The sequence below is a fragment of the Cohnella lupini genome (genome assembly GCF_003386205.1).
GTDB lineage: Bacteria > Bacillota > Bacilli > Paenibacillales > Paenibacillaceae > Cohnella > Cohnella lupini.
The window spans coordinates 32952-58522 of record NZ_QRDY01000019.1; the positions used below are offsets into that span (position 1 = coordinate 32952).

Annotated in this window: 28 protein-coding genes; 7 read left to right on the forward strand and 21 right to left on the reverse strand. The window is 46.5% G+C overall.

Features of this window, described 5'->3' with window-relative positions:
* Window positions 1-7: 7 nt before the first annotated feature.
* The gene (locus DFP95_RS22595) at window positions 8-400 is read right to left on the reverse strand and encodes a MerR family transcriptional regulator (RefSeq protein WP_115994963.1); all 393 of its coding nucleotides are present in this window, start codon (window positions 398-400) and stop codon (window positions 8-10) included.
* Window positions 401-564: 164 nt separating this feature from the next.
* Here DFP95_RS22595 and DFP95_RS22600 point away from each other — a divergent pair, with 164 nt between their 5' ends.
* From DFP95_RS22600 to DFP95_RS22615, 4 genes are read left to right on the forward strand one after another with little or no spacing between them, the layout of a single operon-like run.
* The gene (locus DFP95_RS22600) at window positions 565-1857 is read left to right on the forward strand and encodes an arsenic transporter (protein ID WP_115994964.1); all 1293 of its coding nucleotides are present in this window, start codon (window positions 565-567) and stop codon (window positions 1855-1857) included.
* Window positions 1858-1890: 33 nt separating this feature from the next.
* The gene (arsC, locus tag DFP95_RS22605) at window positions 1891-2313 is read left to right on the forward strand and encodes an arsenate reductase (thioredoxin) (protein ID WP_115994965.1); all 423 of its coding nucleotides are present in this window, start codon (window positions 1891-1893) and stop codon (window positions 2311-2313) included.
* A gap of 2 nt (window positions 2314-2315) precedes the next feature.
* On the forward strand, window positions 2316-2792 hold the full coding sequence (locus DFP95_RS22610) for an ArsI/CadI family heavy metal resistance metalloenzyme (RefSeq protein ID WP_115994966.1): 477 nt from the start codon (window positions 2316-2318) through the stop codon (window positions 2790-2792).
* A gap of 20 nt (window positions 2793-2812) precedes the next feature.
* Complete coding sequence (locus tag DFP95_RS22615; protein WP_115994967.1) at window positions 2813-3247, forward strand: protein-tyrosine phosphatase family protein; 435 nt, start codon at window positions 2813-2815, stop codon at window positions 3245-3247.
* 215 nt (window positions 3248-3462) lie between these two features.
* On the opposite strand, the gene DFP95_RS29025 is transcribed toward DFP95_RS22615, so the two are convergent.
* The 3 genes from DFP95_RS29025 to DFP95_RS22625 all read right to left on the reverse strand — a co-directional run bounded on the left by DFP95_RS29025 (window position 3463) and on the right by DFP95_RS22625 (window position 4579).
* The gene (locus DFP95_RS29025; protein ID WP_181907566.1) at window positions 3463-3639 is read right to left on the reverse strand and encodes a hypothetical protein; all 177 of its coding nucleotides are present in this window, start codon (window positions 3637-3639) and stop codon (window positions 3463-3465) included.
* 14 nt (window positions 3640-3653) lie between these two features.
* On the reverse strand, window positions 3654-3881 hold the full coding sequence (locus tag DFP95_RS22620; protein WP_115994968.1) for a hypothetical protein: 228 nt from the start codon (window positions 3879-3881) through the stop codon (window positions 3654-3656).
* Between the two features lie 155 nt (window positions 3882-4036).
* Complete coding sequence (locus DFP95_RS22625; RefSeq protein WP_115994969.1) at window positions 4037-4579, reverse strand: cupin domain-containing protein; 543 nt, start codon at window positions 4577-4579, stop codon at window positions 4037-4039.
* A 176-nt stretch (window positions 4580-4755) separates the two neighbouring features.
* Here DFP95_RS22625 and lgt point away from each other — a divergent pair, with 176 nt between their 5' ends.
* Window positions 4756-5685 (forward strand): prolipoprotein diacylglyceryl transferase, encoded by a 930-nt coding sequence (gene lgt / locus DFP95_RS22630; RefSeq protein WP_115994970.1) that lies wholly within the window; start codon window positions 4756-4758, stop codon window positions 5683-5685.
* A 92-nt stretch (window positions 5686-5777) separates the two neighbouring features.
* Here the strand turns inward: lgt and DFP95_RS22635 are convergent, their stop codons facing one another.
* The 4 genes from DFP95_RS22635 to DFP95_RS22650 form a co-directional block, all read right to left on the reverse strand.
* Window positions 5778-7055 carry a molybdopterin-dependent oxidoreductase gene (locus tag DFP95_RS22635; protein ID WP_115994971.1) on the reverse strand — a complete coding sequence of 426 codons (1278 nt, stop codon included), beginning with the start codon at window positions 7053-7055 and terminating at the stop codon, window positions 5778-5780.
* Window positions 7048-8130, reverse strand: coding sequence for a sensor histidine kinase (locus DFP95_RS22640; RefSeq protein ID WP_245987860.1), 1083 nt, complete (start codon window positions 8128-8130; stop codon window positions 7048-7050). Before DFP95_RS22640 ends, DFP95_RS22635 begins: the two co-directional genes overlap by 8 nt.
* The gene (locus tag DFP95_RS22645; RefSeq protein ID WP_115994972.1) at window positions 8127-8861 is read right to left on the reverse strand and encodes a response regulator transcription factor; all 735 of its coding nucleotides are present in this window, start codon (window positions 8859-8861) and stop codon (window positions 8127-8129) included. The genes DFP95_RS22640 and DFP95_RS22645 overlap by 4 nt, the downstream gene beginning before the upstream one ends.
* Window positions 8862-9015: 154 nt before the next feature.
* Complete coding sequence (locus DFP95_RS22650; protein ID WP_115994973.1) at window positions 9016-9489, reverse strand: stalk domain-containing protein; 474 nt, start codon at window positions 9487-9489, stop codon at window positions 9016-9018.
* A 115-nt stretch (window positions 9490-9604) separates the two neighbouring features.
* Here DFP95_RS22650 and DFP95_RS22655 point away from each other — a divergent pair, with 115 nt between their 5' ends.
* Window positions 9605-10138: a dihydrofolate reductase family protein gene (locus DFP95_RS22655; protein WP_220376442.1), complete on the forward strand. Its 534-nt coding sequence runs from the start codon at window positions 9605-9607 to the stop codon at window positions 10136-10138.
* Window positions 10139-10251: 113 nt separating this feature from the next.
* Here DFP95_RS22655 and DFP95_RS22660 read toward each other — a convergent pair whose 3' ends face one another.
* The 6 genes from DFP95_RS22660 to DFP95_RS22685 are packed head-to-tail and all read right to left on the reverse strand — an operon-like array spanning window position 10252 to window position 16253.
* Complete coding sequence (locus DFP95_RS22660; RefSeq protein WP_115994974.1) at window positions 10252-10821, reverse strand: hypothetical protein; 570 nt, start codon at window positions 10819-10821, stop codon at window positions 10252-10254.
* Window positions 10822-10847: 26 nt separating this feature from the next.
* Window positions 10848-11921: an SGNH/GDSL hydrolase family protein gene (locus DFP95_RS22665; protein ID WP_115994975.1), complete on the reverse strand. Its 1074-nt coding sequence runs from the start codon at window positions 11919-11921 to the stop codon at window positions 10848-10850.
* Window positions 11922-11942: 21 nt separating this feature from the next.
* Window positions 11943-13535, reverse strand: coding sequence for an MBOAT family O-acyltransferase (locus DFP95_RS22670; protein ID WP_115994976.1), 1593 nt, complete (start codon window positions 13533-13535; stop codon window positions 11943-11945).
* Window positions 13536-13544: 9 nt separating this feature from the next.
* Window positions 13545-13775, reverse strand: a complete 231-nt coding sequence (locus DFP95_RS22675; RefSeq protein WP_115994977.1) for a phosphopantetheine-binding protein — start codon at window positions 13773-13775, stop codon at window positions 13545-13547.
* A 5-nt stretch (window positions 13776-13780) separates the two neighbouring features.
* A complete protein-coding gene (locus DFP95_RS22680) occupies window positions 13781-15298 on the reverse strand; it encodes an amino acid adenylation domain-containing protein (RefSeq protein ID WP_115994978.1) in 1518 nt (505 codons plus the stop codon).
* A 22-nt stretch (window positions 15299-15320) separates the two neighbouring features.
* Window positions 15321-16253 (reverse strand): transglutaminase domain-containing protein, encoded by a 933-nt coding sequence (locus DFP95_RS22685; RefSeq protein WP_115994979.1) that lies wholly within the window; start codon window positions 16251-16253, stop codon window positions 15321-15323.
* 195 nt (window positions 16254-16448) lie between these two features.
* Between DFP95_RS22685 and cuyB the strand changes: the two genes are divergently transcribed.
* Window positions 16449-17228, forward strand: coding sequence for a cysteate racemase (cuyB, locus tag DFP95_RS22690; RefSeq protein ID WP_245987864.1), 780 nt, complete (start codon window positions 16449-16451; stop codon window positions 17226-17228).
* Window positions 17229-17371: 143 nt separating this feature from the next.
* Here cuyB and DFP95_RS22695 read toward each other — a convergent pair whose 3' ends face one another.
* The 7 genes from DFP95_RS22695 to DFP95_RS22725 form a co-directional block, all read right to left on the reverse strand.
* A complete protein-coding gene (locus tag DFP95_RS22695; RefSeq protein ID WP_115994980.1) occupies window positions 17372-17632 on the reverse strand; it encodes a hypothetical protein in 261 nt (86 codons plus the stop codon).
* 242 nt (window positions 17633-17874) lie between these two features.
* Window positions 17875-18714, reverse strand: a complete 840-nt coding sequence (locus tag DFP95_RS22700; protein WP_115994981.1) for a copper amine oxidase N-terminal domain-containing protein — start codon at window positions 18712-18714, stop codon at window positions 17875-17877.
* 154 nt (window positions 18715-18868) lie between these two features.
* The gene (locus tag DFP95_RS22705; RefSeq protein WP_115994982.1) at window positions 18869-19720 is read right to left on the reverse strand and encodes a copper amine oxidase N-terminal domain-containing protein; all 852 of its coding nucleotides are present in this window, start codon (window positions 19718-19720) and stop codon (window positions 18869-18871) included.
* Window positions 19721-19817: 97 nt separating this feature from the next.
* On the reverse strand, window positions 19818-21776 hold the full coding sequence (locus DFP95_RS22710; protein WP_115994983.1) for a stalk domain-containing protein: 1959 nt from the start codon (window positions 21774-21776) through the stop codon (window positions 19818-19820).
* A gap of 281 nt (window positions 21777-22057) precedes the next feature.
* Window positions 22058-22897 (reverse strand): carbohydrate ABC transporter permease, encoded by an 840-nt coding sequence (locus DFP95_RS22715; RefSeq protein ID WP_425453317.1) that lies wholly within the window; start codon window positions 22895-22897, stop codon window positions 22058-22060.
* A 12-nt stretch (window positions 22898-22909) separates the two neighbouring features.
* Window positions 22910-23851: a carbohydrate ABC transporter permease gene (locus DFP95_RS22720; RefSeq protein ID WP_115994985.1), complete on the reverse strand. Its 942-nt coding sequence runs from the start codon at window positions 23849-23851 to the stop codon at window positions 22910-22912.
* A 67-nt stretch (window positions 23852-23918) separates the two neighbouring features.
* Window positions 23919-25223 (reverse strand): ABC transporter substrate-binding protein, encoded by a 1305-nt coding sequence (locus DFP95_RS22725; RefSeq protein ID WP_115995023.1) that lies wholly within the window; start codon window positions 25221-25223, stop codon window positions 23919-23921.
* Window positions 25224-25571 lie beyond the last annotated feature (348 nt).

Below are 25571 nucleotides of genomic sequence, written 5' to 3' on the forward strand. Positions count from 1 at the left end.
CCGCCCGTTATCTGCCATTACTCTGGATTTCCTCTAAACATTCCGACCAACTCAGACATTTGCAGTTTAAGCCATTATCTAAAATTTGAATCATCGAATTGATTTGATTCTTCCTTGCTTCTAACTCAGAGCGCTTCTGTTTAGCCATTTGCTCCCACTGTTCAGTAAATGAACTGTCTTCTTGGAAACCTTCCAAAAGAACAACAATTTCTTGAATGCTGAATCCAGTCTGTTGTGCGACTTTTATAAAACTAAGCCGGTCTATTAGCTTCACATCGTAACGTCTTTGTCCATTTTTGCGTTCCGGAGATGGCATTAAACCAACGGACTCGTAGTATCTCAAAGTCGATGTATTCAATTCTGCCCTCGATGCTAACTGACCAATACTAAGTTGATTCATGATTTATCTCTCCTTGACTTAAAGCTAACTTGAAGTTTTATAATCGAAGTATAGCTTGAAAAGGGGGTTAAGTAAACGAAGATGCGAAAGGTTTTTTTTAGATCTGAATATCCAGAGTAAATCAAACGAATAACAGCGATAATAAAGAGAAGTAGGAGAATATTATGCTCGCAATCGGTTCATTGATTTTTGTATTCACGCTTGTGTTTGTGATTTGGCAGCCTATGGGATTAAACATCGGTTGGTCAGCTTGTGGCGGAGCTATCATCGCATTGATTTGCGGAGTTGTGAACTTCGGCGATGTCTGGGATGTTACGCAGATCGTTTGGAATGCCACTCTGGCTTTTGTTGCTGTTATTTTGATCTCATTGATTCTCGATGAAATTGGTTTCTTCGAGTGGTCAGCTCTTCATATGGCCCGCTATGCAAAAGGGAACGGCAATCTCTTGTTCGTTTACGTCATTCTTCTTGGCGCGGCAGTTGCTGCATTCTTCGCAAATGACGGCGCGGCTTTAATTTTAACGCCGATTGTCCTAGCAATGGTTAGGGCTCTGAAGTTCGATATGCGAATGATTTTGCCGTTTATCATGGCGAGCGGTTTTATCTCCGATACGGCCTCGTTACCCCTCGTCGTTAGCAACCTGGTTAACATCGTATCCTCGGATTTCTTTGGAATCGGATTTGTAGAGTACGCCAGTCGAATGGTAGTTCCCACGATCTTTGCCATTGCGTCAAGCTTGCTTGTTCTGTACCTTATGTTCCGTAAAAGCATTCCTAAAAATTACGACCTCGCACAATTGAAGAAGCCTAGCGAGGCGATCAAAGATGTTCGGTTATTCCTGATATCGTGGATCATACTCGCCGTGTTGCTCATTGCCTATCTGACCAGCGAATTCATTGACGTTCCTGTCTCGATAATTGCCGGTGCAGCTGCACTAGTTTTCCTACTTCTCGCCAGACAGAGCAAAGAAATTCATACGTGGAACTTGGTTAAGGGGGCGCCTTGGGCTGTTGTCGTATTCTCCATCGGGATGTACGTCGTCGTCTATGGGCTACGGAACGTCGGTCTTACCGATGAATTGGGCAAAGTGTTCGACTGGGTCGGAGATCAAGGTCTATTCGTCGCCACGATCGGTTCAGGTTTTATAGCCGCGATTCTCTCTTCGATCATGAACAACATGCCAACGGTTATGATTGACGCATTGGCTATCCAGGGCACGGATGCTACGGGCATCATCCGTGAATCATTTATCTACGCCAATGTAATCGGTTCTGATTTGGGTCCTAAAATTACACCGATCGGCTCGTTGGCTACCTTGCTGTGGCTCCATGTCCTATCATCCAAAGGCGTAAAAATCGCATGGGGATACTACTTCAAGGTCGGAATTATCCTCACCGTCCCTGTTTTATTCATCACTTTAACTAGTCTATACTTCTGGTTAAAACTCATCCACTAATATAATCTCATCACACTAAAGGAGAAAATCAAAATGGATAAAAAACTCGTGTACTTCCTATGTACGGGCAATTCTTGCCGGAGCCAAATGGCGGACGGATTTCTGAATGCAATCGGCGGACATTTGTACGAAGTCCAAAGCGCGGGTTTGGAAGCGCATGGACTGAATCCTCGTGCCGTTAAGGTCATGGCGGAAGCCGGAATCGACATTTCGAACAACGCTTCGAAGACGATTGATGCAGAAACCTTGAATCGTGCGACTTATGTGGTCACACTATGCGGACATGCTGATGAGCATTGCCCGGTGATCTTAAATCCTAACGTAATCAAATGGCATTGGGGATTCGACGATCCCGCTAAAGCTACCGGTACCGAGGAAGAGATAATGGATCAATTCCGCGCTGTCCGGGATGCCATTAAATTCAGAATCGAGCAATTTGTACAGGATGGTAAATAAGCATGGCCTCGATCAAAAGAATGCATGTTGCCGTTAATTGCACGGATCTGGACAAGGCTCTTGCCTTCTACCGCAGCCTCTTCGGGGCTGAGCCCACTAAAGTGAAGGACAATTATGCGAAGTTTGAACTCGATAATCCTGCTCTGCATTTCTCTTTGAATGTTCGACCTTATGAAAAAAATGGAGTACTGAATCACCTTGGCTTTCAAGTAGACAATACCGAGGATGTATTAGCTATGGGCGAACGGTTACGACAGTCTGACCTGCTTCTCATCGATGAGATGAATACGACATGCTGCTACGCGGTACAGGACAAAGTTTGGGTATACGATCCGGACGACAACGCGTGGGAGATTTTCTACACCAAAGAGGATTCAGAGTTTGAGTCCGCGGGTGATGCACGGGATTTATCGCTATGTTGTGCCCCTCCTGCCGCCACGGTTTCGGTAGAATTCAATAGTTTTCGTAAAAGCAAATAACTAGCACTGGAGAGTTGGCTATGGATCGCAACTATCATTCCCTCCACGAGAACCGGATTTTCATGGGCGGAGCAAAAGACGTTGAAGCGATGGAAAAGAATGAAGGAATAGATGTAGTAATTGATCTGCGCGAAGAATCAACAGGTTGCGCATACCCCGAGTCGAAGGCGAAATGGATCAAAGTCCCGTTAGGCGACAACTCCACGGAAAGTGAGCACCTGTTATTTAAAGAAGCAATCGATGAAGTCGTGAATGCCTATAATGCCGGCCAGAAGGTTGCATTTCATTGCGGCGGTGGAAAAGGCCGTACAGGAACCGTTGCGGCGGGTACCCTCCTCGCTCTTGGCATCTCCAAGGATATTGATGAAGCTGAAGCAGCTGCGAAAAGTATTCGTCCTATTATCGACATCAAACCTGTTCAGAAAGATGCTCTCAAAAAGCTGTTTTCATACTAGTAAAAACAAAAGGAGTGCCGTTATTGTCGGTATTCCTTTTGTTTAAATGCATTAATATTTTTCTACGGCCTGCTCTTCTTAAGCTATGTCCTGCGGTAACTGTTTAACCATTATCGTAGGAGTTCGGATGGTTCATAAGGCGGATAGTCTCCGCTTTCGATCAGAAATAACTCTGTTATGGAGAAGTTTCCGCCTTTCTTCTCTCCACTATTCACTTATAATTTCATTGTAGAAATATGGTCTCTCGTCTCTTCCGTTCCTAGTTGTTGAATCGTCTTGTATATTTCCCTAAGATAATAGTCATAACCATCTTCAAACTCATATGCAGCATCCCCTTGCTGTGACATGATTGTCCTAGATTGTACCGATACATAGTATTTCTGTTTCTCCATGACCTAACTCCTTTTTATTGAGTTGAGAAGATCCAGATCATCGCAATTATGATCGTTATTACAGGAATCGCCACATAAAGAATAAATATCGGGTTGGCGATAATTGGATGTCTCACTGTCGTTAGACTCACTTCTTTATCTAAGGTCGTCTTCTTCTTTTGTTGTTTGCGGAATACCATGATTGATCCAATCAGCAAATACGCACATGCCGCTATGCCCAAAATATAAAGCAGAGCATACATCTATCCATCTCCCCCTCTTTTGCGTATCCTTATTTTGTTCTCAAGCTCATTTATATATTCACCGATTTCTATGATGGCGATAAACAATAAAGCCCGCGGTTTACGCGGACTTCACTCGGACTTCATACTTTTGCGAAATTAATTCAACCTTATCATTATTCCGCACGATTCATCGCGATTGCTTTCGTTTCATGAACTGTACCGTATGGATGCTCAGGCGGCGCATAAATAACATAAATTTTGAGCAGTGTGTTACCTGTATTGGTTATATTGTGCCATTTTCCAGCAGGAATCATAATTGCATAGTCGTCATAGGCCATTTCTTGAAAATCTAACTTATCTTTGCTATCTCCCATTTGTACAAGTCCCTGACCTTCTTCAATACGAATGAATTGATCAGTTGTCGGATGCACTTCTAATCCAATATCATCTCTAACGTTAATACTCATCAGAGTCACTTGAAAGTGTTCTCCCGTCCATAAAGCGGTACGGTAATTATTATTTTGCTTAGAAGCTTGGTCAATGTTAACAACAAACGGTTTGGGTCCATAATCACTTAAAATGATGGCTCCAGTATTTCTGTTGTAATTGTACCAATTGTAATAAAAAGGATTCCAATTATTACTCCAATTGTTGTTATTCCAGTTGTTTTGAATGGGAATAGACCCTTGATCGTAATACCATGAGTTACGGTACATATTCATCCTCATTTCATGTTTTCATTCTTACCATGTATTCTATGCGGTTGCCTATTAAAGGGAAATTATAATAGGCAAGAGCCTAGCGGTAACAACTAAAATGTTATAGTATGATTGTCTTGCTCATTGCTTTAATATTTATAATGTTGTTTTAACTGAAGGAGGTCACTTTTATTGTGCTTAATCCAATTGCTCTGACACTTGGACCAATCCAAATTCATTGGTATGGAGTCATCATTGCCGTTGGAGCTATGCTCGGGCTCTACTTAGCTATTAAAGAAGGCAAAAGATTCGGTATCTCGCAAGAGTTTTTCTTCGACTTATTGGTGATAGGACTCCCATCTGCTCTTATCGGCGCACGGCTATATTATGTTGCATTTGAATGGGAGCAATACAGGGATAACCCTATAGAGATCATAGCTATTTGGCATGGGGGAATCGCGATTTATGGAGCGCTCATAGGCGCAATTATCGCTGCCCTAATTTATACGCGTCGTAAAGGTTATAGCTTTCTTCGTATTGCAGACATTTGCGCACCAGGTCTAATCGTAGGACAAATGATGGGACGTTGGGGAAACTTTATGAATCAAGAAGCCCATGGAGGACAAGTATCTGAAAGTTTCTTGAGAAACACCTTACATCTACCTAACTTTATTGTGAATCAAATGAACATCGAGGGTTCGTATTATCATCCAACATTTCTATACGAGTCTATATGGAGCCTACTGGGGCTCTGCGTTCTGTTACTGTTACGCCGAGCCAAATTCCTTCGCGTTGGAGAGTTGTTCATGAGTTACTTCATTTGGTATTCCATCGGTCGTTTCTACGTGGAGGGCGTTCGGACGGATAGCCTTGTTTTTGCTGGACCGAGTTGGGTAGCAACGTTACTCAAAACGATATGGGAACCGATGTCCTCATTCGGTTGGGGAGCTATGGAGGCAGGAAAGAATATTCGAATATCGCAGTTATTAGCCGTATGCATAATAATTGTCGCGGTAGCAATCATCATCGTGCGTAGAGCAAAAGTGAAGCAACTCGAGTCGTACTCGGACTCTATTAATGTAAATGTACGTCAAGGAACTCTTACTCAACATGTTGAGAGTTAACAATCACATTGCTTGATTTGAATGTGCTCAAGATCAAAGCAAAAGCCACTGACATATTTAAAATTGTCAGTGGCTTTTGCTTTTGTGCTGTTTCATGTTTTCACCCAAGCATCCGTGTCGTATCCTCTTTCTTCCCAGTAACCGATATGATCCTTATCGATTAGCTCGATCCGGTTAAGCCATTTCACTGATTTATAAGCATACATCTTAGGAACGATTAATCGTACAGGGCCGCCATAGTCCCGATGAATAGGCTTTCCGTCGTGCAGTACCGCCACCAAGACATCTTCCATATCGGCTTGTTCCAAAGTTAATGTATCGGTGTAAACGCCGTCACCGGAGTAGAATTTAACGAACTTAGCGCTTGGTTTCAAACCGGCTTGTTTTAGCATAACCGATAACGGGATCCCCTCCCATGTATTCTTATATACAGACCACCCCGTGACACAATGGAAGTCGCTCACCTGAACGGTTCGGGCCATCTTAATGAACGACTCCCAATTCCACGCGGAGGGGATATCCACTAAGCCGTCGATCGAGAATTTCCAAGTCTTTGAATCGAATGTAGGTAAAGGAGTCACGGAGTAGACGCGAAAATAACCCTTAGCGCCTCCCCCGATCACGTTAACCGAATCGGGCAAAGGCGTAGGATTGGGTAGCATGAGATTCGCATCGTCTGCGATATCCTTCGTGGTACCCGTTACATTGGTAATCGTTCCCCCAAAAGACGTTGTCATCCACCGGAAAAAGGACGGTGCAACAGATACCGTTAATGCCGCACCCACAGACCATTTCAGAAACTGGCGGCGATTGATCCAAGGTGAACGCTCCGTATAAGAGACATTCGAATGCGCGGCAATTTCATGGTTGGGGCGAGTGGGTATCACATCTTCCGCCTGGGATGATTTGATTGACCTTCGTTCAGGCTTTTTCATCCATTTCAACCGGGTCAGCGAATGAAAGATGATATAAGGAACGCCAATCCAAGTAAGTAAATCATGCGCGATAATCGCCCCGTTCGCCCATTGAGGCGGAAACCTGCGAATTTGCCATAAAATGATTCCGGAAAGCAACCAACCGACAAGAAGAATCACCATAAAACCCAAATTACCCTTTTGTTTAGTCCGTTTCTTGATTTGCTTTAAGTGTTTTTTCATAAGCGGGATGTAAAGGAATAGGATTACAGCGCTTAGAACACCTAGAATAATGTGCAATTGTTTAACAGGATTGCGGAAATGGCCATCTAACCATCCTCTCACGACATCCCATGGCAACAGAAGTCCGGTGACGGCAAGAAGGAGTACGATCCATCCATTCCAGCGATGTAAATCCGCAAGTTGCTTGCCGAATCCGGGTTTACGTCTACTCATCCTTGCTCCCCCTTAGATGCGAAGTCTCTTCCGAAGGAACGGTGAACCAGAATACGCTTCCTCCCCGCTCCGCTGGATTCACTCCTATCCGCCCGCCTTGACGTTCAACGAGCGAGCGCGCGATCGCAAGCCCTAACCCCGAACCGCTACCGTCTCGTTTACGACTATGATCCGTTCGGTAGAATCTTTCGAATACTCTTTCTCTGTCCAGTTCGGCAATGCCATCTCCCTCGTCCTCAAGACGAATAATCAGTTCATCATTCAGTCCGTATTCTGCGGAAAATACGAGACGAGCTCCTATAGGAGAATGACGTATCGCATTGTCGAGCAGATTTCCAAGTATTCTTCGCAAATACGTTTCCATGGAAAGGACGATTGGCGAATGTTCCGGCAACTGAACGTTGACTTGTAAATTCTTCTTCTCCAAACTCGGCGCGAAGGCATTTAATGTCTGTACCAGCACGTCTTCCAAGGCAACTCTATGTGGCACGAACGGTTCTTGACCAGCGTCGATTCTCGAGAGCTCGAACAAATGCTGTACCAATGCCCCTAATCGAATAGCCTCCAAGCGTATGGTCTGCAAATATTTATGTCGCTCCTCTTCTTGGACAAGACCATCTTGAATCGCTTCCGCATGGGACTGTAATAGAGCCAAAGGAGTCCGCAAATCATGAGCGACATTCGCTACCAACTCACGCCGAGAATTCTCGGATTGTTGAATTTGTTCGAAGCTTGCTTTTAACTGTCGACTCATCGAGTTAAATCGCTCCGCAAGCTGGCGGAACTCGGTTGGGCCTACGATCGGCACTTCCATACCGAGTTTACCCGATGCAATATCGCCCGCCACGTCTCCTATTCGCGTTACGGATTTTTCCAATGGACGAATCAATACGAAGTTCAATACAAACGATAACGCCCCGGCGAGGAGTGTCGCTCCGCCAAGCCAATAGAGCGTGCTAACATCCAATAGCATCCGACTATAACAGAAAAATAAGAATCCAAGAATAACGGCAATACTAATCGCGTTCGTCATAAGCAGGTAAGTTTTTAATTTGATAGGGAAAAGTCTCATCATAACGGCTTCCCTTCGAATTTGTATCCAATGCCCCATACGGTCTTTAGGAATTGCGGTGACGAGGGCTGCGACTCGATCTTCTCGCGTAAGCGCCTAATGTGGACGGTCACCGTCGTCGTGTCGCCTTCGAATTCCATATCCCATACACGGCTTAGAAGTTGGTTGCGCGAGAAAACTTGGCCTGGATGCCGGACGAATAAGTACAGAAGATCGAACTCTTTCACTGTAAGATCAACCTCTAGCCCTTGAATCATGACCCTTCTGCCGGATGGGAAAATCGATAAACCTTCGAAATGCTTGTCAGGAGTCTGCTGATCTCCCTGTTCTGCCACGTTACGCTTATTGCTTTCGGCAAGGTTGTGACCATTAGTACGGCGCAACAGATTCCGTACTCTAAGTACCAGCTCCCTCGGACTGAAGGGTTTCGTCAAGTAATCATCGGCGCCTAGCGTTAAGCCCATGATTCTATCGCTTTCTTCTCCTCGGGCGGTGAGCATGATGATGGGAACATCTTCTTGGTGCCGGATCGCGGTACATACTTCCCAACCTGTTTTGCCCGGCATCATAAGATCGAGGATAACAAGTTCCGGCCGATTCAATTCCCAAATTTCAAGAGCCTCGTTACCATCATTGGCGATCAATACTACATATCCTTCACGTTCCAAATACCGCCTGCATACGTCGGTAATATCTTTTTCGTCATCCGCTACCAATACGGTTGTAGTCGTCATGTTACACCCCTCAGCCCATTCCATATAGCCGAATTATAGCACAAGGTACTAATCGCGTTTTATATGAACGTTATGAATAGAAAAGGTTATCCATAGGAAATCGCATAGACTTTCCGTCTGAATAACCATGAATTATGCCGCTAGCTTACGATTTTTACTTGCTCATCATTGAATTCAACAAATAAGTTTCAACGAATTCCTTCGAGACGTATGTCGTATTTTTAATCAACATAGGCGCTTTCATCATCATCATTTTGTCCATGCCTATCATGAATTCCTTTTGACCGGGTTTGATGACGATCGAGTACATTTTCGGGATCTTGTCCATGTCGCCCATCGTGTCCATATCGTTCTTCATGTCCATGTCATCCATCATGTCCTTTTCTGGCATCATTTCATCCATCATTTTCTTGGTTAGCATGATGCCGTCCATTTTACTCCAATGAACACTGTATCCTAAAGATTGTGCGATTTGACGTAGAGGCACCCAGCTTTCACCGTTCTTTTGAACTACGTTAAACTTTGAATAATCCACTTTAGTCATCATGTCTGCCGCGGATGCGAACCCGGGAATCATAATTGCTGCTGCTACCAGAGATACCGCTACTGTTTTCATTGTTTTGTTCATCGATAACGCCTCCTTGGGATGGGCTTACTACATTAATTTAAACCCAAGTTATTATCGAAGGCTAAAGCAATTATTAATTATTTCTTACAGGATTCCTACGAAAGTTGAAGGCTCCATAAAGTTTAGATTAGCAATCCACAAGAAACAACCCTTTACTTCCTACGATGCTGATTTGGAGAAGCACGCGAAAGAAATTCTGAGTACTGCCGACACTGTCATTTGGGGACGCGGGACTTATCAGGGAATGTACAGTTATTGGCCATCTGTGCCTTCGAACCCATCAGCTTCGCAGCATGAACGGAATCATGCCGAGTGGATCGAAAAGACAGCCAAAATCGTTTTTTCCACCACGCTTGAGAAAGTCGAATGGAACAATACCAGGCTGGTGAAAGAAAATGTCGAGGAAGAGATCAAGAACCTCAAACAACAGCCAGGCAAGGATATGGTCATCCTCGGCAGTCCTAGGTTCGCACACTACCTTATGCAGCTTGATTTAATAGATGAGTATAAGATTACGGTTTCTCCCGTCCTGATCGGCAGCGGGTTGCCGTTATTCCAAGGTCTCAAAGAGAAGATCAATCTTAAACTTATCGAGAACAAGACATTTGATTCTGGAGCCATAGGCCTCGTTTACCAGACGGTTAGATGACCTAGTCTCCCTAAAAGTAGATTACGCTAACGGATTACGTTAGCACAATAAAAGCAGCGGCAGTCTAGGTCTTTCGAGTTCCTAGTCAGTCGCTGCTTTTTTAACGAGTCCGATCAAATTTTGGCTAAATACTCGATCGAAGTCACTTGATCGTTTTCGATGACGAACCGCAATTGGGACTTGCCTTGGTCATAAACGTACAAATTCAAGTTGTTGGTGAACTTGTCGCCGTAGGCTTTGATCACGTCGCTTTTCTTGTTGAACAAGGTGACGCCTTCCTTGGTGGTCACCGTATCGTCGAACAGAATAACGGACGCGATATAGTCGACGCCGTCCTTCTCGTAGGCATACACGTCGAAGCTGCTGTATTGGTAAATTTTATTGAGTCCCGGGAACGCGCAGGCTTGCGATTCGAAATAACTTTGCGGTTTTCCGAGTTTGTCCAAGATCGGCGCCGCTTTGGCATGCATCGGAATGGAGATGCCGTTCGCCTCGAACACGAAGCCGTCGTCGCTTGCTTGCTCGGGCGTCTCGGAGGCCGGGGTGGAAGCAGCCGGCGAAGTAGCGGCTCCTTCCGTCTGCGACAACGCACTAGGCGAAGCGGCTCCCTCCTCCGTCGGTTTGTTCCCGCAACCGGATAGCAACATTAGGAGGGCGATCAGCCCTATACTTGCTTTTTTCAAAGTAAACACTCCTCTTCCATTCGTTATCACGTTTCGGCTTTATAACGTTTCAGGTATCCGTATTTCGCGAGCTCATCCAATTGATCCTGCTTCATCCGATCGTAAAAGTCGATTTTCTTTTGCCAGATCCCGCTCCACGTTTCGTCGGTACGATGATCTTGCAAGCGGTACGTATCCGCCAGGAATGCTCCGAAGTATGTCGCCAGCTTTTCCGCTCCGTATACGTTCAAGTGCAAGCCCGCGTCATAGGTATCCGTCTGCAGGTCGATTCCGGCGTCATCCATGTGCTTGAGAAAATTGATGTAGGTTAAATCGTGGGCCGCGGCGTATTGCTCCATCTGGGTATCCCACTCGTCGTACCAATTCGGGTAGATCGTCGGCGCTTTGACCAATACGAGTTCGATTCCGTTATCCTTGCACAATTTCGTCAATCGATCCAGGTAACTATAGGCGTTCGTACCGAATCGATAATCGGGCAGCCTCGGCGCTCTCGGAACTTTTCCCGCCGGCTTTACGTCCACCCGCATATAATACCCATTGTTGAACAACTTCTCCTTGCCGAACAGGTTCGTGAAGTCGTCTTCGCTTAATTGATCCCATCTGGAATGAAAACGCAATAAGGGCGCAAGGTAATCGACAACATGCTCGCCCGCCATCTTGGACGCTTGAATACTCTTCAGCTTGATTGCCGAGAGTTTCATCCCATCCAGCGACATACGGTTATACTCTTCTTTTTGCGGTTCGTTGTACTTCATGGCAAGAACGTTATAGACGACGACTTTCGGCTTCTCGTATTTCAGCGTCTCCTCCAGCAAATAGTACGACTGCCAGATCAACTGTTGCGCGCTACCGCGGATATAGCTCGTAATACCGTATTTCTCCCACAGCGTAACCGGCGAGAAATTCTCGTACACTTCGCAGTCCCCGAGAAATACGACGTCGAAATCCTTGCGGTCTTCTTTGTAATATTCGCCGATGAGCGAACCCTCGACGATGCCGGATACGTATTTGGGCATCAGCAGGCGTTGCAGCACATACAACGAGCCGAGCAGCAGAACGATCGCGACCGTTCCGATTATAAGCTTCTTCCGTACCAACATCCCCTCATCCCTCCGCCTTGATCAGAACTGATTATAGATGAATTGCGTCGCGTCATAGCCGACGCCGTAAGCGCCGAAGACGAGGATCGATAGGATCAGCAGGCCATAAAGCGAATACCGTAGGCCGATCGGTTGCGCCGCTATCTTCTCCCTCACGCTTCCGCTTCTTTGAAGCAAGCTGACGATTCCGACGACCGTTAGGCTCGACAGGATCAAGATGTAGTGACTAAACGTGATGCCCAGATGAAGCAACGAACCGTCGAATAAGACTTGATAATTGAAGGTCGTGAACATGGACCCGAACATCCTGAACGTCAGCGGCACGTCCATGTAACAGTCGAACAGCCGGATCGCGCTCATCAGAAGCAGCGTTCGCACGATTTGGAAAGAGCGGAATCCGAACGTACGCTTCACATTGAACTTCCCGTGGAACCGATCGTATAATGGTTCCAATTCTTGCGAGATCAGGATGATGACGCCGTTGGCAAGTCCCCAGGCGACGAAGTTCCAGCTGGAGCCGTGCCAGATGCCGGTGGCGAACCAAGTCGTTAAAGTCGCGAGATACACAGGCGCGCGTTTGCCGATCGTATCGCCGAATCGCCTGCGGGAGAACTTCGACAAGGCAAGCATCGGCTTCGAGACGGACATCGGGAAGAAGACGTAATCACGGAACCAAGCGCCCATCGAGATATGCCATCTGCGCCAGTAATCCGTGATCGACTTGGCGAAATACGGCCTGCGGAAATTTTCCTGAACCGTGATGCCCAGCATCTGGGCAATCCCGATCGTAATATCGATTCCGCCGGAGAAGTCGGCCAGCAGTTGAAACGCGTATAACAACATGCCAATCAACACGAACGCACCGTTATAGTGTTCGGGATCGTCGAAAATTGTGCGAACGGCGACCGTCAGCTGATCGGCGATGACCAGCTTTTTGAAAAATCCCCATGCGACCCGCTGCAAGCCGAACTTTACGTTGCGGCCATCGAAGGCGTGCGGGCCGTACAACGTCTTACCCAATTGATCGAATCGGCTAATCGGTCCCTGTATGACTTCAGGGAAAAAGGAAACGAACAACGCGAACTTGAACGGATTGCGCTCCGGCGGAAATTTTCCCCTGTAGACATCGATCAGGTAAGCCGCGCTCTTGAACGTATAGAAGGAAATGCCGAGCGGCACGGCGATCGTCCAGAAGGAAATGCCGCCTTCGCTTCCGAAAGCCCGGGCGATGTAATTGATGTTCGCGATCGCGAAATCGGAGTATTTGACGAAAGCAAGGATGCCCAAAGCCACGAACAAGGCGAGCAGCATCGGGATCCGTTTTCTTGCTTTCATCTTGGACTTATATTCGTTGATCTGGGGCTTGGTCAATTCGTGCTTATGTTCGCGCAAATACTCGGATTCGGTCTGCCGCAAGTCGCCGATTCGGCGTCCGGCATAGTAGACGCAAACCGTCGTCGCCGCGATATAAGCAAGAAATTGAAGCCCGGATAGCGCATAGAACAAGTAGCTTGCACCAAGCAGCAATACCCACTGGAATTTTCTCGGAATAAGGTAATAGACGACGAACAGGATAACGAGAAAGAGAATGAAACCGTATGAGGTTAAAAGCATTGTCTCCCCCTATAGATCGTCGGATAGTCTGGTGATTAACGCGTACAACGCTTGGGCGGAATCGAAGTTATCCGGCGTGATCTCCTCCACGGGAATCGTCACGCCGAATTCGCCGTCGATTTCCGCAAGCAGCGTGACGATGTCGAATGAATCCAACACTTTATCCTTGATTAAATTATCGCATTGACGAAAATCGACGTCAGGGTGCATATCTTCCAATATTTTCAACAACTCGTCCATCGTAGTTATCTCCCCTTCTTGCTACTAGCTTCTTTGAGGTAAACGCGATCGATTTTTCCGTTCGTCGTGAGCGGCATCGCGTCTAACGGTTCTATCCGATTAGGAATCATGTACTTTGGCAGCAACTGCTTGAGCTCCTTTACGATCGATCTGGCGTCCGTCTCGCCTACGAAGAATAAGACGATTTTCTCCGTGGTTTTGTCGTAAACGCAGCAAGCGCTCTTGATGCCTTCCAGCCTAGTCACGTTCGCCTCGATTTCTCCGAGTTCGATGCGATACCCCATATGCTTGATCTGGTAATCTTTACGCGAGACGAACATCAGCTCGCCATGCTCGTTATATTTACCCAAATCCCCCGTCCGGTAGATCAGGTCGGGATAAAGCGAGTTCAAAGGATTTTGTACGAAGACTTCGTTCGTCTTGGCGAAATCCTCATAATAACCTAACGTCAGGCAAGTACCCCGAATGCAGATTTCTCCGACTTCCCCGGGAGCGGCTTCGCGATCGTCCGAACCTAGCAAGAGGATTTCGGTATTCCGGAACGGCTTGCCGATAGGTAAAATCTCGTGTTCCTCGAACTCCCGTTCCACCTTGTAGTAACACGACATGCCGGTCGCCTCGGTAGGGCCGTATAAGTTAACGAACTTCGCGCCGGGCAACGCGCTTCTCCACAGATTGAATTGTTTTACCGGGAATACTTCGCTGCCGAACGCGACGGTATGCAGAAATTGCGGAACCAGCTTGTCCAGCACTTTGAAGGAAGAGATCATCGTTAATGCCGATACGACCCAACATACGGTGTTTATGCGATATTCGTTCAGGAATTCCACCAATTTGAGCGGGAACATAAACAAGCTCTTCGGAATGATATAGGTCGTCGCTCCGAACTTCAGAGTCGGGAATAGCTCTTTGAAGCAAGCATCGAGATACAGCGGCGTCTGGTTCCCGAATATCGTGTCTTCGCCAAATGCAAGCACGTCGGATAAGTTCTCGATATAATCGATGACCGATCTATGGTTGGCGATGACGCCTTTCGGAACGCCCGTCGAGCCGGACGTGAAGACGACGTACAAAGGATCCGTGTCCAAGGCGGAAAGGCGTACTCGTATTAATGCCTCGTCGTCGACGGGACATTGAATCAGGTCGTCGAACAGATGAACGTTCCCTTGAAAGTCGATGGCATCAACGGTTTCCTTCGTCGACTCGTCGCAGATGATCGCGCCGGGATTTACCTTCCGAACGATCGTCTCGATGCGGCTGCGGGGCATCTCGTCGTCGAGCGGCACGTAGAAATTGCCGCTGTAGATGACACCGTAATAAGCCGCGATCGCTTTCGGACTCCTGTTCATGAATACGACGATCGGTTGCTTGTGCAAATTGTGTCTGTTCAGGAACGTGCCTATCGCTCTGGACTGCCCGTACACTTCTTCGAACGTAAGGCCGAACTCGTCGTTCGCATAAGCTAGTTTGTCCGGTACTCTTCGTACTGTATGCTCCAAATACTCCATGACGTTAAACTGCATTCGCGAATCTTGCCCTTCTTATTTAGAGATACTTGCTTCTTTCTTCGAGCGGTTTGGTTGGCGTAGCCGGATGTTTGGTCTTATCGAATAAGTAGTAGTTCTTAAATTCATTATTGAATAACGCCAGCTCTTCATCCGTAAGCAGGAAGGTCGTATTCTTTCTGATCGTTGGAGTCGTATCGAAATGATACCAGGTATCTTCGACTTTGACCAAGCTCCAGAAATGTTTCGATTTTCTGCCTTTGTCCCGGATCACGGTTTGCGTTTCGAAGCCGCTTCTCTCCATCAGTATCTTTGCGGTGGAATAATAAACGAAGCAGTCGCCCGTACCTTGTTTAAACCCTTGAAGCGCGCCTTTCCGCCAATCGTCGTGGCTGGAACTGTCGATGTAGCCGATGTTGTACTTCGTCCACTTGAAGATTGCCCATAATTTGTCGACTTCCGTCATGTCTTCCGTTATGATTTTGGCGAGTACGGTATCCGCCAGTTGATTCAATTCGTCTTCATTGAGGGGGCTCGCAGGTTTTACCTTGACCGTAACCGTAGCCTCAGCTTGGGCAACGTTACCCGCGGCGTCCTTGGCCGTATAGGCAATTTTGTAAACGCCGACTTTCTTTAGGTTGACGGCGCTCGTGTCTACGACCAAAGCGACGTTCGTATCGTGATTATCCACAACGGTTACGCCGGTCTTGTAGGAAACGCGGTCTCCGGTAAAGACGGTTACATTTTTGACTCCCGTGATTTTCGGCGGCTCCTTATCAGCTTTGGTGTCCGATGTGGTAGTCGGTGTGGCAGCAGGCGTGACAGTCGGCGTGGCCGAGGGCTTCGTTTCCGTCTGGGCATCCGCCGATGTTCCGTCGACCGAAATCCGAATAATGACCGCGGCAATAAGAACGAAGGCAACTCCTATGATGACCTTGCTAAGTTTAGTGCGTCTAGTTCGTTTAGCGCGCATGTGGTAACCCCATTTATGTCGAAATTTTACGAATAATTACAATCGGTTTTCATTATACTATAGCAAAACTGGATTTCGAGAAGCATAAATTTCCATTTTAATTGAAAAATCTTGTTAAGATAAAAGTTTTAGACGAATTTAGCGTAATTTTGAAGTCGTCTTGCTACGCTTCCCGGATTCTCATAGAATAAGTACATGAAAAACATGACAATACAAAATAAGGTAGAGATGATGAATGGAACCCAATTAGGCGTAATCGGCGGGATGGGACCGAAGGCGACATCCGTTTTTTTCGACAGAGTCATTGAATTCACCGAAGCGGAAGCGGATCAAGACCATATCGACATGATTATTTTGAATCATGCGTCATTGCCGGACCGGACGAGCTCAATCCTGCAGCGGAAAGATCATCAATTCCTGCGGATGATTCAAGCGGACATCGCGCTGCTCGAGCACGCGGAAGTGGCGAACATCGCGATGCCTTGCAATACGGCACACCGCTTCTTCGACGCCCTTCAATCCATGACGGCTATTCCGATCGTCAACATGGTAAGCGAAACAGTCGAAGAACTGCACGCGAAACACAAAGCGAATCGTAGAATCGGCATTCTCGCGACCGACGCCACCCTTCAAACCGGTATCTATTCGGATGTCCTGCGGCAATACGGCCTTGAGCCGTTCATCCCGAGCGCGAGCATGCAACAACGCATTATGAACATCATCTATGAAGATATCAAGAAAACCGGACATTCGGATGCTCGCGTGCTCGAAGGTATTATGATGGAAATGCTCCAGCGGGAGAAATGCGACGGCGTCGTTCTCGCGTGCACGGAATTATCGTGCATAGAATTAGGCGAATCCGTAAGGCCTTACTTTATCGACGCATTGGATGTGCTCGTGCATAGGTCCATTACGTTATCCGGCGGGACGATCAAGCCCGCGATCATGAAACGTCTGTCCATAGAGAAATCATGAATAACGTTTACACAAATAAAGACGCAGTGGTCGAGAAATAGTTACATCTTTTTATTTATTAGCTCGGTTAACTGAAATAATAAAAGGCCGCCAACCGGCAGCCTAATCAATGAATTTAATAACACGAACAAAGGGGGCATCCCTCACAGGATAGTAGTCGAATGAGGAGGCGAGTGAACGGCAAGTCCGATTACGACAATTTTGCTTCCCTTTTTATATCTTTGAACCACCAGAGGAGTTCTTTTGCCATTTGGAGCGACAATAGTAATGGTAACCGATGCATTGTCTATCTTCGCCACATAGATGGCTCGATTATTTTTCTTGAATATTCTTCTCCAGTTTTTATCGAAATAATAGATCTCGTCTTTCAAATCCGATAACGTATAATTCCTAGGGAGAGCCATGAGTAACACCTCCACTCTATGCCGATATTTAACTACAAGGTGTTACGATACTAAATTGGGAGAAACTATCCAGCACAATAATCACCTCGCATTATACTTTTAGTATACGGAGGTTAGATTTTTTTGCTTGGATAAGCATGAAAAATGTATAATCTACTCTTTCTTTTCGCGCTACCATTGTCACGCGCAAAAAAACAACGCCAGCTGCCATCTCGAGCAGTTGACGTTGCCTTTCGGTATCATTATTCGAATGTCCTACCCAAAGCGAAGATATAATTAAGCTGCTCATTGTACATACCTGAACTGAAATCTAATGTTCGCTCAAAAATAGCACCCTTATCAATGAACGGTCTCTCTCGTACGGGCTGATCCGGCATCGGAACATCCATCTCCATCATCGTACCCTTCTCGAATGAAAAGATGACATGGAGATCCTCTTTACCGGCTGAAATGTCTTGACCACTGACATTTTGGGCACGAAGTGATAAAGTCCCCGTGGTTAGTTTGCCTAGTGTCGGGCCTGTCATTTGAATATTTGACCATAAAGGCAGAATGGCATTGTTATCTGCTACTTTAGGTGTCACATTGATATCGGTAATCTGAGAGAATATCGTCATATCATTGAGTGACTCATCCACAACCTGAATCACGGCTGTTTCCTTATCCCATTTTACCGGCAGGTTCATACTATCTATTAATACTCGGATTGGAATGTAAAGATGATTTTGAACGATTTCTGGAGCGGTATCCATTGAAATTACTGTCCCGTTATTATCCGCCTCCGTTGAGTCGACTTTCAGCTTCAGGGAATTACGTCCCTTACTAATCGTTGCTTCTTGCAATCTTCCGTTATAATTTACATTTGCGCCCAAAAGTTCGCTTACGAACCGTACCGGAATCATTAGACGATTATTTGGGTCCACATACGGTGCCTTGGGGGATGTGTATAACACAAAGAAATCATTGATCTTAAAAATAGGCTTTGTGGAAGGATCACTGGAAGCGAATGATACGTTCATAGGCGCAAGACTAACCACCATCACCATAAGCGAAAATAACATGCGAATGAATTCTTTTCTCATACGAACACTCCGCTTCTTGTCGTTGTGCTATAGTTTTCCGTTATGGCAAACTGCTCCTCGTCCGTTCAACATCGTTTCCCATCATTGTATATGACAACGTATGGTATATCCTCTCAACCTACATTCTCCGCTAGTCAATAACGAAAAAATTACTTTATGCAATTGTATTTCTGATAGTCGTCAGAAAACCGTTTTTTGTGGCGGTATCAATTAACTGACCAATGGATTGTATTTTCATATCGCTAAACAAGTACCACTCATCTTTAGAAACGTCATGAACCAAGCTTTCTGGATACTCTGTTAAAAGTTCAGATGGAAAATAACGATTTAAAGAATAAACATCAATGCGAACTAGGCTATTCCCTTTTGGGTCTAAAAAATCATATTGCACATTTTTATAGTAAGATCCAGGAGTGTCCATGTTTTCTCTCCAAGAGTAGTTTGCAGGTGCTTCGACCTTTTCACTTTTGTTTTCTACCAAAGTATTGTAAATGGTTTCGTTATATGCATTTCCAATAATTTGATCAACAACGCCGCCCATAGTCATATGGATTTCTTTTTGCAATGCTTTTACCTTTACGCCGTCTATGAACAATGGTTTAGTTTCGACAGTCACTCCAAAATCACTGTAATTGACAGTGCATCCAAACGTCTCTGCAATAAAACGAAGCGGAACAAATATGCGACTATTTTTCATGTATGGTTTGACATCAAGAGACACCTTTTTTCCGTTCTTATCCGCCGTATTACTGTTTAATCTTAATAATACTTTCATATCGCCTTTAGTGAGAATAACTTCGGAATTGGACCATTTGACGTTTGCTCCCAAATTTTCGCTGATAACACGTACAGGCACCATTGTGCGATCGTTATTATTTTCGGGCTTCACATCGGATGCAATAGAAACGCCGTCAATTTCTATTAGATTTCCTGCTGCTGCATAAGTAGTTGACGATGAAGTAACTAGAATGATTGCAAGAAAAAGCCCATAGAATGCTTTTTTCATATATGATAGCTCCTGTTCTAGTCAAGTTTGACGAGTATTAGCTTTCCTCACATATTAGGCGCTACCTAACAAGCGTATTGCGGTCTTCTCTATGAATTTAATGCGTGGGCATTGGCAATAATAATAGATTAATAGGCAGCATCATACCTGCGGCGGGAACGAAGGTAATGATCACCGATTCTGTCGTATCCCCTGTCTTGTATAACATTCCTACTTCGTTCGGATTGGCGAGAATGCTAGTGTTCGTCGCATACACGACTTGTCCGTTGATGATAAAAGCCCCTGCATAGTGTCCGCCTCGCGGATTCAAGGCTATCGCCGTATGCGGCATGACGTTATTCATTCTGAGCGTATACAATACGCCGTAATTTCCGAAATTGAGTACCGGGGTATTTGTCGTTTTGTCGATTCCGCTAATTCTCGTGTCTTTAACGTTATCGGCTATTATAATACGGCTCTTCTCCATGCCAATCGTTTGATTAATCACGATCGTACGGTTTGCTTTATCGAAAGTACCGCGAATGTGTACATCGTGGCTAGGCAAAACCTGCAAGGAAGGAAGCGAACTCGTCAGGTCGCGGCTAGCGTCGATCGCCACTACTTGAACCTTAAGACTCGCATTCATCTGCACGTCGGCGAGCATGGAGTAAACTTGACCCGGTTTAACGGATTGGCTGCTGAATTCTTGGAACAGCAGGCGACTTTCCCCCGGGGGAATCTGTACGTAGGAATACTTGGGATTCTGCAATGCTTCGAGGTACCTCCCCGTGCTCGCGCGCCCTACCGTCGATACGTATACATTAGGCCCGCCGCTCCCCGTTGCTCCGATTCTCACGGTTGCCGGAACTGCGGTCTCGTTGGTGACAAGAATGTATATTTTCATCGGTACCGTGCGATTGTTGATATTATGCAGTAGGAATCTCACGTTTCCGGACACAGTATCCTCGTAATAGATTCCTTCGTCTATCATCGTTTCTGGGCTGTTAGCTCTAATAAAGGTTTGTTCGTGATCGTTGATCGTATAGTTAATTTCAGGAAATCTTAGTACCGAAGAACCTACGATTCCGAACTTCTCGCCCGGCTCCGTATACAGCAGATCGAATTCTTCCTTAGTGTAGAGCGTTTCATCCAATATCGTAATGGTCCTGAAGAATTCGCTAATTGCTCCATTCGCATCCGTAACGACTAATTTAATGATTTGCGGTCCGGGCACGAAAAATCCGCGTTCGTTATTCGTCCATAACGAGCTCTCGATCCGGTTCTCATCGTCCGTGCTCAGATCCGTATAGCGGATGAATTCCCCCATCTTGTACGTGTCCTTATCCGTCGTAAAGGAAGCGACAGGCGGTTGATTCGGCGGTTTGACCGTTATCGTAACGGTGTAGGGATCGCTCCAGATTCCGTTGGAGTCCTGTACCCAATGGGATACCGTATATGTACCTGCTTGATCGAATACCTGAATCTTATTCTCCCAACGTTCATCCATAATGGATAGACCTCTTGGGTGATAGGACATATCCGTATAATCGACCTGAGTCTGCGTAGCGTAAGGATTCAAATCCGATACGGAGAATTCGGCCACGGGCTTTGAATCCCAGCTCAATTCGATCTTCTTCTCCTTAGGGATCGACTTTAAGTTAATGCCGAAATGAAGCGTAAGAGTTCTCAAAGGAACCATGAGCGTGCCCTTCAGTAGATAAGGCGTCCCGACTCCCTTGTATCCGGAGTTCCCGTTGAGCGCGTAAGAAGAGTTTCCAACCGTGAATCGAAGCTCCGTTTCCCCGTTGCTTAAACGATATTGTTTGCTCTTCGAATCGTAAACGGTAGTACCGTATACTTCTTTCATAATAGACCTTGCTGCAATGTAGGTTACGCCTTTAACCGCAGTGAGCGGTTGCGTAGCCATGACTGTCAAACCATTATGTATCATCTGTTTCGAATTCTGGATGAGAACGAGCTTCTCCATTCCGTCGGCGCTTCCCTCTGCATGAACCGGGAGTGCAATCGAGAATATCAGCAATACCGCAATGAATAATGGCGTAATCCTGTGTTTCATAATTTGCTCCCTCTGATCTGAATCGTTAATCAAACATCCGTTTATTTAATCTATAGTAAAGACACCTCTTTCTGGGAAAGGTTGCTATATTCCTGAAATTATTCTAACTTCCATATTCTATTATTTTCTCGTAGTGCTGACGTGCCAAATATTCGCATCAAGCATATATCGAACGATTGATTCAGTTTAAAAAAGAAAAGAGAGCGAAGAGTTTTCACTTCACTCTCAATTGAGAATCCGACTTGCTTCAGACAGCCCGATAACGGGGCCGGAATGCTAGATTACCCTTTAACTCCACCCGCTGTCATGCCCTCGATAAAATATTTCTGAAAGAAAAGGAATACGGCCAGAATCGGAAGAATCGCGAGAACCGCTCCGGCGATCAGCATGTCGAAGTTATTGCCGTATGGAGTCAGCAGCGTGGCCAGCCCGATCGGAATCGTAAGTTGTTCGTTGGTGCGAAGAACGATGAGCGGCCACAGGAAGTTGTTCCAACTGAAAAGGGCTTGCAGAATGGCCATCGACGAGAAAGCCGGCGCCATCAGGGGCATCATGATCCGAAAAAACGTTCCGAGCTCCGTACAGCCGTCTACGCGCGCGGCATCCAGAAAATCCCGGGGCAGCCCGGAGGCGTATTGCCGGAAGAAAAAGATCGGCAGCGGCGCCACGACGAACGGAAGAATAATTCCCCACATGCTATTAATTAGATTGAGCGTTATCGAAAGCTTATACAGCGGAAGAATGATGATTTCAATGGGGATCATCGTCATCACTAACACGAGAACGAAGACCAGGTTGCGGAAACGGAATTGATAGACGGCGAGTCCGTATCCGACCATCGACGAGAGCAAGAGGCAAAGTACGGTAAATACGGCCGAGATCAGCAAGCTGTTCCAGTACCAAGTTAAATAGAGCGATTCGCCGGTGAACAAGTAGGCATAGTTCTTGAACGAAAACAGCGCGGGGTCGATTTTCAGATTCAGTCCGAAACGCATCAATTCCTGGGCAGGCTTGAAGGAAGCGATGATCAGAGTGACGATCGGGAACACCGCGAATGCGCCGAACAAGGTGAATAACAGAACCAGAAGTACGGAATTGACCGACCATTTACGTTTTTCAATGGTTTCCACCGTTCATTCCTCCTTCCGGAACATGCCGAACAGCTTGAGCTGCACGATGGTAATCGCAAAGGTGATCAGGAGAAGCACGATGCCGACGGCCGAACCGAGACCGAGATTATTCTGCTCGAGGCCGTTCCGGTATAAGTACCCGACGATTGTCAGGCCGATATCATTCGGTGAGCGATTGCCCGCCCACAGCATGTAACTTTCGGTGAACATGGAATAGCCGCCGTAAATGCTGATCGTAAACACATAGATGCTTATCGGTTTCAGCAGGGGCAGCGTAATGCGGCTGAATTTGTTCCAGGTGTTGGCTCCGTCGATCTCCGCGGATTCATACAGTTCTATTGGAATGTTCTGAAGACCGGCCATGAAGTAAAGCAGGTTCACGCCGATCCACCGCCAACACGCCAACAGAACAAGCGCGAACATGGCAAGTTCTTCACGGCGCAGCCAACGCTGCGGTTCAAACCCGATCGAGACGGCTATCGTATTCATCAGCGATCCTTCCAGTTCGCCGAAAGCCAGACGGAATACGGTACCGGCCACCACGACCGAAGTGAGTGCCGGGATGAACAACGTGGATCGGAAGAAGTTTCGGAGCATCATCGCTTTCGAATTTAAGAAGACGGCCAGAACGAGCGGTACAGGAATGAGGATGAGTAAGGTATACAGTGTATACTTGCTACTGTTGACGATGGCTTTCCAGAATATCGGGTTCCACAGCTTCTCATAGTTTTCGAGTCCTATGTATTCGACCTGTCCGGGCAGTACCTGCTGAAAGCTCATATTCATCGCGGAAATAACCGGATAGACGAAAAATAGCGCAAACGAAATAAGAAATGGCAGGATGAAGAACCACGGGGCGATTTTTTTCGAATACAGGATTCCGGTCAGCTTTCGTCCTTTGAACCCGCCCGTTTTGGTAGATGTTGCCGGGGAAGTGCTCTCCATAGGAGGCCCGCCTTTCGTATCCCGGCACCGCCGGCCCAGACAAGGCCGCGCGGTGCCGGACGTTATGCTATTTCAGTTGAGCCGCAGTATCGGATAACACCTTATCAACATCCTCGTTGTCCAGGAGAATGCGCGTCATTACGCTTGTTTTGAAAGCGTCCGAAATCGTCGGCGTTTGTTCGTTAATGATGACACCTTCTATCTCGCTCTTCACTTGCGTAAGAACATCGAAAATATTAGGCCCGAAATAATCCGTGAATTTGTTCGACTCCTTCAGCTCCGGCGCATCCCAGACATCCGAACGGAGCGGGTCGAAACCGAGTTGTTTCCAAATCTCGATGTTGCCTTCCTTGGAGAGCTTGGCGTAAGCCAGGAAAGACTTCGCTGCCTCCTGGTTTTTGGACGTTTTGGTCACCGCCGTACCGGTGCCTCCCATGCCTGCGGAACGGGGCTCACCCTGGTTCCACATCGGCATTGGCTTAATTACGATCTTCCCTTTGAGATCCGGCATATAGTCGGTGAACCGACCCATGTACCACATCGGCATCCAAACCGAAGCGGCCCCGCCTCCGTTCATCATGCCGTAATACTCTTCTGCGTGATGGTTGCCTCCTGGCGTCAAAACCGCGATTTTGGACTTGATCAGATTCTGCTGCCATTTCAACGGTCCGGAAACGATTGGGCTCGTGATGTTCAGCTGTCCGTCGGCGGTTTGCAGATCATCTTTTCCGGGAGCCTGCGCCACTTGAGGCATGAGCGACCAAATGTCGGATGTCTCGAGCGTCGTCATCGGAACGCCCGCGGAATCCAGCACTTTTTTGCCCGCCGCTTCATAATCGGCCCATGTCACGATTTCATCCGGATTCACTCCGGCTTTGTCCAGAATTTCTTTGTTGTAGTAAATGACCGCCGCTCCGACGTGAAAGTCTATGCCATAGTACTGACCGTCCTTGGCGTAGATGTCTAATCTGGATTTGACTAGGTTGCCGAGTTCCGGATCGACGATGTCGTTGAGAGGAACGAGCTGAGGTTCTCCCTTGAGGAAGTTAGGAAATTTGTTAAGCTCGATATCTGCCAGGTCGGGCGCCCCGGTGCCCGACTGAAGGGCTACGAGCAATTTGTTGTGCATGTCGTCATACGGATAGACATTGACGGTGAGTTGAATTTTCTTATCCGAATGGGCTTCGTTCCAACGTTTTGCCATGTCGTCATAGAACGTCTTGTGCAGTTCGTTGAACGTCCACATTTCCAACTTGGTCTCCCCGGATGAACTTCCTGAATCGGAAGAGGAAGCGGATGGTGAACTTTCCGAATTGCCCCCGCTTGAACAAGCGGTCATTACCATAACAAGCGCAACCATCAGACACAACATTGAAAGCAAATGCTTTTTCACATCTTATCCCCCTCGAAATTAGGTTGGTACATTTGCATCCCGTGCAGGATACAAGACGGAGTTGCCGTGTCAGACTGACCCGGAAGTTTTACTTTAATAAAACCTAAATCTGTTTACTGATTTATCATAAATACCAGCATTTAACTTTGTCAACACCTAAATAAAAGCGCTTACTATTCATTTATGTAACTGCTGATAGGCATGAATGTTGATCTCCGATTTAATATATTGACATTATATGGCGAAAATAAGCCCAAGCTATTCTCAATATTTCGCTTTTTGTTTATAATGTATTAAAACAATATTGATGGAAATTACGGGAGGTTT